The sequence below is a fragment of the Bacteroides sp. ZJ-18 genome, from assembly GCF_011038705.2.
In the GTDB taxonomy this organism is placed as follows: Bacteria; Bacteroidota; Bacteroidia; order Bacteroidales; family Bacteroidaceae; genus Bacteroides; species Bacteroides hominis.
Window position 1 is genome coordinate 752,864 of sequence record NZ_CP072198.1, and the last position, 12,037, is coordinate 764,900.

At 44.9% G+C, this 12,037-nt stretch carries 5 protein-coding genes, 2 tRNA genes and 3 rRNA genes; 2 read left to right on the top strand and 8 right to left on the bottom strand.

The annotated features are described in order from the left end of the window. Positions 1 to 67: 67 nt before the first annotated feature. The 6 genes from rrf to G7Y45_RS03130 form a co-directional block, all read right to left on the bottom strand. Positions 68 to 178: ribosomal RNA gene (gene rrf / locus G7Y45_RS03105) — 5S ribosomal RNA — on the bottom strand. Positions 179 to 267: 89 nt separating this feature from the next. Then, positions 268 to 3,155: ribosomal RNA gene (locus G7Y45_RS03110) — 23S ribosomal RNA — on the bottom strand. A gap of 150 nt (positions 3,156 to 3,305) precedes the next feature. Next, positions 3,306 to 3,382, bottom strand: a tRNA-Ala gene (locus G7Y45_RS03115). Between the two features lie 26 nt (positions 3,383 to 3,408). Further along, positions 3,409 to 3,485 (bottom strand) — tRNA-Ile (locus tag G7Y45_RS03120). A gap of 155 nt (positions 3,486 to 3,640) precedes the next feature. Next, positions 3,641 to 5,169: ribosomal RNA gene (locus G7Y45_RS03125) — 16S ribosomal RNA — on the bottom strand. The 16S, 23S and 5S rRNA genes sit together here with 2 tRNA genes alongside, the layout of an rRNA operon. Before the next feature lie 1,559 nt (positions 5,170 to 6,728). Then, positions 6,729 to 7,466 carry an acyltransferase gene (locus G7Y45_RS03130; RefSeq protein WP_005812561.1) on the bottom strand — a complete coding sequence of 246 codons (738 nt, stop codon included), beginning with the start codon at positions 7,464 to 7,466 and terminating at the stop codon, positions 6,729 to 6,731. A 391-nt stretch (positions 7,467 to 7,857) separates the two neighbouring features. Here G7Y45_RS03130 and G7Y45_RS03135 point away from each other — a divergent pair, with 391 nt between their 5' ends. Both G7Y45_RS03135 and G7Y45_RS03140 read left to right on the top strand, forming a co-directional pair. Next, a complete protein-coding gene (locus G7Y45_RS03135; protein WP_122330826.1) occupies positions 7,858 to 8,607 on the top strand; it encodes a M15 family metallopeptidase in 750 nt (249 codons plus the stop codon). Between the two features lie 8 nt (positions 8,608 to 8,615). After that, positions 8,616 to 9,815, top strand: a complete 1,200-nt coding sequence (locus G7Y45_RS03140) for a class I SAM-dependent methyltransferase (RefSeq protein ID WP_165018012.1) — start codon at positions 8,616 to 8,618, stop codon at positions 9,813 to 9,815. A gap of 45 nt (positions 9,816 to 9,860) precedes the next feature. Here G7Y45_RS03140 and G7Y45_RS03145 read toward each other — a convergent pair whose 3' ends face one another. Further along, positions 9,861 to 10,268 (bottom strand): DUF4945 domain-containing protein, encoded by a 408-nt coding sequence (locus G7Y45_RS03145; protein ID WP_165018009.1) that lies wholly within the window; start codon positions 10,266 to 10,268, stop codon positions 9,861 to 9,863. Between the two features lie 16 nt (positions 10,269 to 10,284). Beyond that, positions 10,285 to 12,030, bottom strand: a complete 1,746-nt coding sequence (locus G7Y45_RS03150; protein ID WP_032540055.1) for a RagB/SusD family nutrient uptake outer membrane protein — start codon at positions 12,028 to 12,030, stop codon at positions 10,285 to 10,287. Positions 12,031 to 12,037 lie beyond the last annotated feature (7 nt).

Below are 12,037 nucleotides of genomic sequence, written 5' to 3' on the forward strand. Positions count from 1 at the left end.
TTGCTTATACCCAAAAACAAGTCATCCCCTCGTGTCTTCTGACCCGAGGGGATGAACTCTCTGAAAAAAACGGCGACTACCTACTCTCCCACTGTTACGCAGTACCATCGGCGTGATCAGGCTTAACTTCTCTGTTCGGAATGGGAAGAGGTGGAACCCTGATGCTATAGTCACCTGAATAAGGTAGACATAATGTACAAAAGTAAACTTAGCTGTCTATCAAACCGATAGTAAAGCTAAACGGATATATAAACCATAAAAGACAATAAAAGAAAGTCATCGGGCAATTAGTAACGCTCGGCTGTGATGTTACCACCTGTACACCTGCGTCCTATCAACGTTGTAGTCTACAACGACCCTAAAAGAAATCTAATCTTGTGGCTGGCTTCGTACTTAGATGCTTTCAGCACTTATCCAATCCCGACTTAGATACCCGGCAATGCACCTGGCGGCACAACCGGTAAACCAGAGGTCAGTCCAACACGGTCCTCTCGTACTAGTGTCAGAGCCACGCAAATTTCATGCGCCCACGATAGATAGAGACCGAACTGTCTCACGACGTTCTGAACCCAGCTCGCGTGCCACTTTAATGGGCGAACAGCCCAACCCTTGGGACCTTCTCCAGCCCCAGGATGTGACGAGCCGACATCGAGGTGCCAAACCCCTCCGTCGATATGAGCTCTTGGGAGGGATCAGCCTGTTATCCCCGGAGTACCTTTTATCCTTTGAGCGATGTCCCTTCCATACGGAAACACCGGATCACTATGCTCTAGTTTCCTACCTGATCGACTTGTGAGTCTCCCAGTCAAGCGCCCTTATGCCATTACACTCTGCCGCCGGTTACCAATCGGCGTGAGGGCACCTTTAGAAGCCTCCGTTACACTTTTGGAGGCGACCACCCCAGTCAAACTACCCACCAAACAGTGTCCTCGCAACTGCGAGTTAGAACTCAAATAATCAAAGGGCCGTATTTCAACAGCGACTCCACAAATACTGGCGTACCTGCTTCAAAGTCTCCGGCCTATCCTACACATCAATTACCCAAATTCAATGTTAAGCTATAGTAAAGGTTCACGGGGTCTTTTCGTCCCATCGCGGGTAATCGGCATCTTCACCGATACTACAATTTCACTGAGCTCACGGTTGAGACAGTGTCCAGATCATTACACCATTCGTGCAGGTCGGAACTTACCCGACAAGGAATTTCGCTACCTTAGGACCGTTATAGTTACGGCCGCCGTTTACTGGGGCTTCAATTCAATGCTTCTCTTGCGATGACATCTCCTCTTAACCTTCCAGCACCGGGCAGGTGTCAGGCTGTATACGTGATCTTTCAATTTTGCACAGCCCTGTGTTTTTGTTAAACAGTTGCCTGGACCTATTCTCTGCGCCCTCCCGTCACCGGGTAGGGACCCTTTATCCCGAAGTTACAGGGTCAATTTGCCTAGTTCCTTAACCGTGATTCACTCAAGCGCCTGAGTATATTCAACCCGACTACGTGTGTCCGTTTGCGGTACGGGTACCATTAAGATTAAGTTTAGCGGATTTTCTTGGGAGTATGTTTACACGCACTATTACCGTTTTCCGAGGAAATTGGTATACTATCAGGTTCGACTCTTATCCCGGATTTGCCTGGGACAATCAACATCTACACCCTTTAACGGACTATTCCGTCAGTCCGCGGCGTTGTCACTCCTCCGTCTCCACGTCACTCTTAATGCTAGTACAGGAATATTAACCTGTTCTGCCATCGGCATCACCGTTCGGCTGAGCCTTAGGACCCGACTAACCCTGATCCGATTAGCGTTGATCAGGAAACCTTAGTCTTGCGGCGAGGGGGTTTCTCACCCCCTTTATCGTTACTTATACCTACATTTGCTTTTCCACACGCTCCAGTAAAGCTCACGCTTCGCCTTCAACGCAGAGTGGAATGCTCCCCTACCGATACTTACGTATCCCATAGCTTCGGTAAAACACTTAATGCCCGATTATTATCCACGCCAAACTCCTCGACTAGTGAGCTGTTACGCACTCTTTAAATGAATGGCTGCTTCCAAGCCAACATCCTAGCTGTCTTAGCAATCTGACTTCGTTAGTTCAACTTAGTGTTTATTTGGGGACCTTAGCTGATGGTCTGGATTCTTCTCCTTTAGGACATGGACCTTAGCACCCATGCCCTCACTCCTGAGATCGAACTAATGCGCATTCGGAGTTTATCAAGACTTGATAGGCGGTGAAGCCCTCGCATCTTATCAGTCGCTCTACCTCACATTAGTAATTCTCAAGGCTGCACCTAAATGCATTTCGGGGAGTACGAGCTATCTCCAAGTTTGATTAGCCTTTCACCCCCACCCTCAGGTCATCCGGAAGCTTTTCAACGCTTATCGGTTCGGTCCTCCAGTTAGTGTTACCTAACCTTCAACCTGCCCAAGGGTAGATCACTTGGTTTCGCGTCTACTCCTTCCGACTATCCGCCCTGTTCAGACTCGCTTTCGCTTCGGATCCACATCTCAAGATGCTTAACCTTGCCGGAAAAAGTAACTCGTAGGTTCATTATGCAAAAGGCACGCCGTCACAGCATAAGCTGCTCCGACCGCTTGTAGGCGCATGGTTTCAGGGACTATTTCACTCTTCTATTCGAAGTGCTTTTCACCTTTCCTTCACAGTACTGGTTCGCTATCGGTCTCTCGGGAGTATTTAGCCTTACCGGATGGTCCCGGCTGGTTCACGCAGAATTCCTCGTGCTCCGCGCTACTCAGGATACCACTACGCTTCAGTTACCTTAGAATACCGGGCTATCACCGTCTATGGCGCGACTTTCCAGTCGCTTCTTCTCAATAACTTTCTTGCGAGAGCGTGGTCCTACAACCCCACACATGCCGTAACATGGGTGGTTTGGGCTATTCCCCGTTCGCTCGCCACTACTAGGGGAATCATTATTTATTTTCTTTTCCTGCAGGTACTAAGATGTTTCAGTTCCCTGCGTTAGCCTCCAACTTGGTTGGATGACATTCCTTCAGAATGCCGGGTTGTCCCATTCGGAAATCTTCGGATCAAAGGTTATTTGCACCTACCCGAAGCTTATCGCAGCTTATCACGTCCTTCATCGCCTCCGAGAGCCAAGGCATCCGCCATGCGCCCTTATTTACTTTCTTTTATCGCCAGGGTCATCTCCTTTTCTTAAAAAGGATCTGAACCAAATGGTTCGATATATACTTTTAGCTCTTACTAAATTTACTTTTTTTTGTACATCATGTCAAAGATCGTATGATAACATTCGGCAACTTGTGTTGCCAGAGTATCAATGGTGGAGAATAACGGATTCGAACCGTTGACCCTCTGCGTGCAAGGCAGATGCTCTAGCCAGCTGAGCTAATCCCCCAATCATACAAGATATCAATCTCGTCTTGGTAGTCCCAGGCAGAGTTGAACTGCCGACCTCTACATTATCAGTGTAGCGCTCTAACCAACTGAGCTATAGGACTAGTTCAACCGTGTCCTGTCTTTAGACTCGGCTTCTGTTTTCTCTTGTTTATCTCTATCTATATTGCTATAGACGGTCGATCTATATTCTATAAATAAACAAGTACCAGTAGTACAATTTTAGAACCGATGAACGTCGTTTTCAACATCGCTCCAGAAAGGAGGTGTTCCAGCCGCACCTTCCGGTACGGCTACCTTGTTACGACTTAGCCCCAGTCACCAGTTTTACCCTAGGACGCTCCTTGCGGTTACGTACTTCAGGTACCCCCGGCTCCCATGGCTTGACGGGCGGTGTGTACAAGGCCCGGGAACGTATTCACCGCGCCGTGGCTGATGCGCGATTACTAGCGAATCCAGCTTCACGAAGTCGGGTTGCAGACTTCGATCCGAACTGAGAGAGGCTTTTGGGATTAGCATCCTGTCACCAGGTAGCTGCCTTCTGTACCCCCCATTGTAACACGTGTGTAGCCCCGGACGTAAGGGCCGTGCTGATTTGACGTCATCCCCACCTTCCTCACATCTTACGACGGCAGTCTCTCCAGAGTCCTCAGCATGACCTGTTAGTAACTGAAGATAAGGGTTGCGCTCGTTATGGCACTTAAGCCGACACCTCACGGCACGAGCTGACGACAACCATGCAGCACCTTCACAGCGGTGATTGCTCACTGACATGTTTCCACATCATTCCACTGCAATTTAAGCCCGGGTAAGGTTCCTCGCGTATCATCGAATTAAACCACATGTTCCTCCGCTTGTGCGGGCCCCCGTCAATTCCTTTGAGTTTCACCGTTGCCGGCGTACTCCCCAGGTGGAATACTTAATGCTTTCGCTTGGCCGCTTACTGTATATCGCAAACAGCGAGTATTCATCGTTTACTGTGTGGACTACCAGGGTATCTAATCCTGTTTGATACCCACACTTTCGAGCATCAGTGTCAGTTGCAGTCCAGTGAGCTGCCTTCGCAATCGGAGTTCTTCGTGATATCTAAGCATTTCACCGCTACACCACGAATTCCGCCCACCTCTACTGTACTCAAGACTGACAGTATCAACTGCAATTTTACGGTTGAGCCGCAAACTTTCACAACTGACTTACCAGTCCACCTACGCTCCCTTTAAACCCAATAAATCCGGATAACGCTCGGATCCTCCGTATTACCGCGGCTGCTGGCACGGAGTTAGCCGATCCTTATTCATATTATACATACAAAACAGTATACATACTGCACTTTATTCTAATATAAAAGAAGTTTACAACCCATAGGGCAGTCATCCTTCACGCTACTTGGCTGGTTCAGGCTCGCGCCCATTGACCAATATTCCTCACTGCTGCCTCCCGTAGGAGTTTGGACCGTGTCTCAGTTCCAATGTGGGGGACCTTCCTCTCAGAACCCCTATCCATCGAAGGCTTGGTGAGCCGTTACCTCACCAACAACCTAATGGAACGCATCCCCATCCTTTACCGGAATCCTTTAATAATCAAACCATGCGGAATAATTATCCCATCGGGTATTAATCTTTCTTTCGAAAGGCTATCCCCGAGTAAAGGGCAGGTTGGATACGTGTTACTCACCCGTGCGCCGGTCGCCAGCAAAGAAAGCAAGCTTTCTTCCTGATGCCCCTCGACTTGCATGTGTTAAGCCTGTAGCTAGCGTTCATCCTGAGCCAGGATCAAACTCTTCATTGTAAAAGTATTGTTATATATCCCGTAAGGGATAATATTAGCTCTGTTCAGGATGTCGAAAATTTATTGACGGTCATTTTTTCATATACCTATATAATAAGTATTGACGGTTCTAAATTTTACTTGTACTACTTGTATTGTTTATCAATTTTTCAAAGAACTCTTCTTTTCGATTGCGCTTCGTTTCAAAAGCGGGTGCAAAGGTAAAAGGTTTATTTTAAAACACCAAATGTTTCTGGAAGTTTTTTTTTAAAATGTTCTCCCGGTCTGTTCTCTGGCTCTCTTAGCGAAAGGGAAAGGCACCGGAATAAACGCCTTTTATCGCGAATCGGACTGCAAAGATAACGAATTTTAATATTAAACTCCAAAGAAAAAGGAGATTATTTTTGTTGTTCGTTAAGGCAATCAATACGCACTTGCAACATGTCAATTTCAATCGGCTCTCCCTCTCTTGGAAAGCGGGTGCAAAAGTACGCGATTTACCAATACAAGGCAAATATATAAGGAAGTTTTTTTGAATAAAAATATAAATTTAGATGTAAAGGACTGAGGGAGAGGCAGGTTTTAGAGCATACTTTAAAAAGAAGGGAAAAGGGAGGGCCAAGGGAGACACATTATTATAATATATAGAGGGGGGAATACTTGGAAAACAAGAAGGGGGGATTCATTGGGGAGGGAGGGGAATCTCTGTGTTGGGAACGAACCGCCAGGCGGTTTCAAATTTCTCAGGGGGGGGATATGGGAAAGGGATTCTCAGGGGGCACCCGGACAAATGCGTAGCTGGGTCAGCAGTTAAATATCATTGATAATCAGAAGAGTATATTTACCTGAATTTTATTCTTGATGTAAAACCATTTACCCGGGCATGTAAAAGCATTTACCTCAGCATGTAAAGCCATTTACCTCGGCATGTAAAAGCGTTTACCCCGGTTGGTAAATGGAACCCGCATTCAAGGTTACGGGGGTACGCGCGTAAAGGCAGCGTCAAGGCAACGTATGCTTCGGACAGACCATGCTTGAGGGAAAGCGCCGGCGGAAGGAAAGGCGGGAGGACAAGGTAAAGGACAGACACCGTCTATTCAGGAAGGCGGGAGAAAGGGAACAGCGGACAGGAAATGGGGCGGACGGGGAGCAAAGAATATCCCAAGCGGCAAATAACAAAGGACTTCCGGAAAAAAGGCAAAGCATTTTCAAACAAACAAGCGGGGATATGAAAATGCTTTTTAAAGGGAAAACTGACAAGAAACAGAAAGTATAATTCTGAATACGAGGGAATTATGGAAGTTTTTCAAGCGATGGCAGAGGGTGGAAGATGGAAGATGAAGGTGGAAGATAAACGGGCTGAAAACGCAATCTTCCACCAGGGTAAATAAATGATAATCAGATAAAAAGATGGAAAAAGGTGGAAGATGGAAGATAGAAATGCATTTCGCGGAGGAGAGGACAGAAAAGGCACTGTCCACGATTTTGTGTAAATAGAGAGGACTCTCCATAGAGAGCAGCGCCCCTATTTACAATTACCTCTACCCATACCCTCACTTTTCTTTTGCAACTAACAGTAGTCATCCTTTTAAATACTTATTGATACATCTACGGTCCCAGTTAATTCCCTGTTTTACAACTTTAGCCGGAACACCCGCAATAATTACATTGGGTTCATTAAATACCCTCGTTACGATACTCCCCCAACCAATAATACTATTATCAGAGACTTTCACATTTTTACAAACCTTCACATCTTTTCCGATCCATACATGCTTACCTATTACGATACTCTTAGCAAAATTTATCGGCTCACCCTCTAAATTCGTTATCGTATGTGCGTCGGTACACCATATATCAACGCCCCAGCTCAACTGACTATCGTCTCCAATACTGATGCACGAATCATCTTCTTGCAAATATAACGTAACGCCATTAATTACTACACGATTTCCAATATCTACCCGACAATTATTAGCCATTCTTGAAACACCGGCTCCCAGTCCCGGAAGTTGCCCAATGATAAGCTTCAATCCCGTCATACCCAATATGGTAGAATAGCGTAAAATAATCGTCCCTATATTTACTATATTATTATCTCCTTTTACAACCAGAAGAAATCCATCACTTAGCAACAATTCTTCCGCACTATCTTCAGAATCGCAATACATTGAAATGTGATTGTTATTCCCAATGATCGTTATGTTAGCTTGATTTATAATCCGATTAAACCGTTCGTTCTGAGAAGCCATACAGTCAATCCGATTATGTGGGAAAATCAATGTAATTTCATTATTTTGACCATTAACATGTTCCATATCATTCTAAATCCTATAGTTTACATTCGTAGCAATACAGCTTTTACTCCTTTCTGCCAAATGTACGAAAAGGAATAGCTTCACATTCATTAGCCTACTCCTGATCTTCTTCATTTTAAGTAAATTAACGATTACAACAATAAACCGAAAGCAAATGATCCTCTCAAAGCAAATATCAGAGGAAAACAAGTATGGCAGGAAAGACAGGCACGATGAAAAGACTAATGCTTTTTGCTCAAAAAAGCTATCGGGAGAATCTAATTTATAATGCATTGTAAATCCGATGAGGTACATATAGGACAAGCCTTAAAAACGAAAAACTTCCTCACTTCTAAAATATGCGCATATGTTTTTATACTTTTGCATTTAATAATTCAACTAAAAAAATCATATGCAGCCCGGATCTTTAGCAACTTTCATCCTATTACTGTTTATCACAACCTCTTGCCGGAATAAGGAAACGCAGTTCTATCCCGTACCTATGGACTCCATAAATCTTGTAGCCCCAGAAAAGCCACAACCGATTGCAGCCAAAAGTCAAACAGCTCTTTATCTGGACTCAATCGGACTGGTAAATATCTCCGAACTCGACTCTACATTCATAATCAACCTGATGTATGCCACCCCGGATAATTTCACCGGTCAACTTCTTTATGGTGATTTGAAAGAGGCATATCTCCATCCGGACGCAGCTAAAGCCCTTTTGCAGGCACACCTGTTACTCAAAGCAGAGCATCCTGGCTATCGCCTGGTGATTTATGATGCAGCACGTCCGATGTCCGTTCAGAAAAAGATGTGGGATGTTGTAAAAGGAACCTCTAAATATTTCTATGTATCTAATCCGGCACGAGGAGGAGGACTGCATAATTATGGCCTGGCAGTAGACATCGGCATAGTAGACTCTCTCGGGCACCCACTTTCTATGGGAACCGAAGTTGATTATATGGGTGCAACATCGCATATCACAAACGAAGCAGAACTCGTGAAAAAGGGAAAAATAACACAACAAGAACGCGAAAACCGAATTCTACTAAGAAGAGTCATGAAAGGTGCAGGATTCCGTGCACTCCCCAGCGAATGGTGGCACTTTAACCTGTGCAACCGAGACGAAGCAAAACAAAAGTATAAACTTATAAACTAAAATAAGATATGTACCTTTCTCCGGAAACAGTCCTGTTTATCCGGGAGCATCGCAATGACGATATACGCTCCCTCGCATTACAGGCAAAGAAATATCCCCAGGTTGACATGTCCTCTGCTATCGTCCAGATAGCCGGATGGCAAGCCGCCGCTTCAAAAATACCAAGTTGGCATGCTACGGAAAACCTTCTTTATCCACGTCATTTATCATTGGAGCAATGTTCATCGGAAATCACCGCACTCTACAAAGCCTCACTGGCGCAGGGAGAAACGCTGGTCGATCTTACGGGCGGATTCGGTATTGATTGTGCTTTTCTCGCAGCCCGGTTCAAAACAGTCACCTACATCGAACGCCAAAAAGAACTTTGCGAGATTGCCGCTCACAATTTTCCACTATTGGGATTAAAGCAGATCCGGGTACAAAATGCCGATGGAGTAGAGTACTTGCAAACAATGTCGCCCACAGACTGTATCTTCCTGGACCCGGCACGCCGCAATGAACATGGCGGAAAAACAGTAGCCATATCCGACTGTGAACCTAATGCAGCCGCACTGGAGGAATTATTGCTCGAAAAAGGGCAACAGGTTATAATCAAACTTTCCCCAATGCTCGACCTTTCTCTGGCTATACGGGACATGAAGCATGTTTCTGAGGTCCACATTATCTCCGTCAACAACGAATGTAAGGAACTGTTGTTAATGTTGCGGTCCGAAAAGACATCTCCGACGATCCTGCCTACCCTATCGCAGCCTATCGTCTGCATCAACTTTGCAAACCGAAAAATACAGCGTTTCGTCTTTACGCGCGAAGCAGAGCAGAGCACCGATTGCTCTTACACCCATAAAATAGGTACTTACTTGTATGAACCCAACGCCTCTATTCTCAAAGCCGGTGCTTTCCGCAACATCGCTTCTGCGTTTCATTTAAGCAAGCTCCATCCCAACAGCCATCTCTACACCTCGGATGAACGGATAGAAGAATTTCCAGGCCGAATCTTCCGGGTGACCGGCTACTCATGCCTCAACAAAAAAGAACTGAAGAATCTCTTAAATGAAGTGGATAAAGCCAACCTCACTGTCCGCAACTTCCCACAATCTGTGGCAGAACTACGAAAACGGCTAAAAATAGCTGACGGAGGTGATATCTATCTGTTTGCTACTACCCTGAACGATGAAAGAAAAATCATCATCCGATGTGAGAAAGCATAAAATGAAGAGAGGCAACGTCGTCCCGACGCTGCCTCTTTCTCTCAATCAATTTATAGAAACTGTTTGTCCCAACGAATAAATCTCGTCTGACTGCCCATAAGGCTTTTCTTTCAACATCCCCTGAACTTTAACCACAATCCTGTATTTCGATTCAGGTTCTTTCAGTGTATATTCCCACGAAGTAGGCTCACCTTCCAAAGAAATCTGATGCTCTAACACCGCCCCCTTGTAAACCTGAACATAAACGGATAAAGGACGTTCCACCTCTTCCGGAATCGCTGTAGGCAATTTCCATTCAATCAAAGCTTCATTATCAGGTGATAGTGACGATTTCAAATCGGTCACCGGGGGCAAAGAAACCCCATCCTTGAAATCAATGATATCGCGATCCTGACAACCTGTGACAGCAAGTATACAAAGCATCACAGAGAGAAAATATAGTATTCTTTTCATAATCGTCTGTTTTTTATTAGTAACCCGGATTCTGTATATAATTTCCTTTCGCCCAGTTCATCTGTTGCTGAGGAATAGGCTTATATTCATCTCTTCCTGCAACAAAGACAGCATTATTCATCCACGAGAAGCGAGTTTTTTCTTTCTTGAAATAAGCATTCATCGTAGGTTCCAGAATTCCCCATCTTTGCAGATCGAAGAAACGTCTTCCCTCACATGCCATTTCAAGACGATTCTCAAACATCAGTGCTTTCCATGCATACTCTTTGGTCCATGCAGCCTCGTCAGTATATAAACTAACTTTATAATTCATATAAGGAGTACCGTCTGCCATCAATAGACGGATTCTACTGTTATTGGCACGTTCGCGTAGCTTATTGATGATAGGACGAGCTTCTTTATGGCGATCCAACTGAATCAGAATTTCAGCTTTCCACAATAAAACTTCAGCATAACGTATTTGTTTCACGTTCATTGAGTTGCGGTTTACAATGATACAATCGCAACCGGCAGGTACCAATTCCTTAACAGATTTCAGATAACCATAATCACCGGGGCTTCTGGAAGCCTTCTCTTCATACAACAAGTCCGGATTATATTTATAAGGATATCCCGGAATGGCTGCTGTATGACTCAGACGAGGATCGAAAGTATTTTCACTGAAATACTCTTTGAATCTTCCTTTCAGTTCCGCATCATTAAACGTATCGAACAAAGGCAAACCGTCTTTATCAGTTCTGAAAGCATTTGCCATATTAAAGCTCATCTTATGGAAGTCACAACATGGGAAATAAGGTTCCCAGGAAGGAGCATTCAATTCTGCACCGTTGTTTGTATTTCCTCCACTTGATGTTCCGTCATTGATAGAATACTGGATTTCCCAAATTGCTTCTTTGGTAGCATTATCATATTCCGGCAAGAAATTTTCGGCAAAGTCTTCACATAAACCTACATTTCCACCTTCCTGATCGGTGATCTCGTTGATATAAACCAAGGCACGTTCCAGAATCTTCTTATCCACCTCGACTACCTGATGTCTTTCATCTTGCTTGTATGCCATGAACAACAACGCTTTGGCAGCCATAGCCCGTGCAGCATTCTTATTGATACGGCCTATCTCTTCCTGCTTTTCAGGCAACAGTCTGACAGCTTCTTCCAGATCGGCCACAATGTGTTCCCACAAATATGTATCATCAGTACCATTGGGCCGGTTCGAGATATTGGTCACATCTTCCACCGTTCTGCCATTCTCTTCATCTACCCAAGGAATATATCTCCACAGCGTCTTCATAAAAAAATAGGTAGCTCCGCGCAGGAATTTCACTTCACCGGTACGTACGCCCTTCAACGGATAGTTTTCATCGGTAACTTTAGACAGGGCATAGAGTGCCAGATTGTATCTGGATATCGCTACATATCCCTTGAACCAAGGTCCGTCATTATTGCCTACATTAGCGGTCACAGAAGAGAAAACTTCCATATCGTGCCAGGCAGACTGGTCACTTACACCCGATCCGCCTTTGTAAGCATCGTCTGACCGGATGGAACCATGCATCCACCATGCATGAGCTTCCGACCAGGGCAGATAAGGGATCAGCGAATAGCACGGAGTCACAAAATCATCAATATGTTCAGGCTTTCCTAATAATAAATCATCAGCCAGCACCCCTTTAGGGTTAATATTCAATTGGTCGGCACAGCTCGTCACCAACAAGGAAAGCAAAAGGGCAGATGACAGAAATAAACTATAAAAGGTTTTCATACTATTT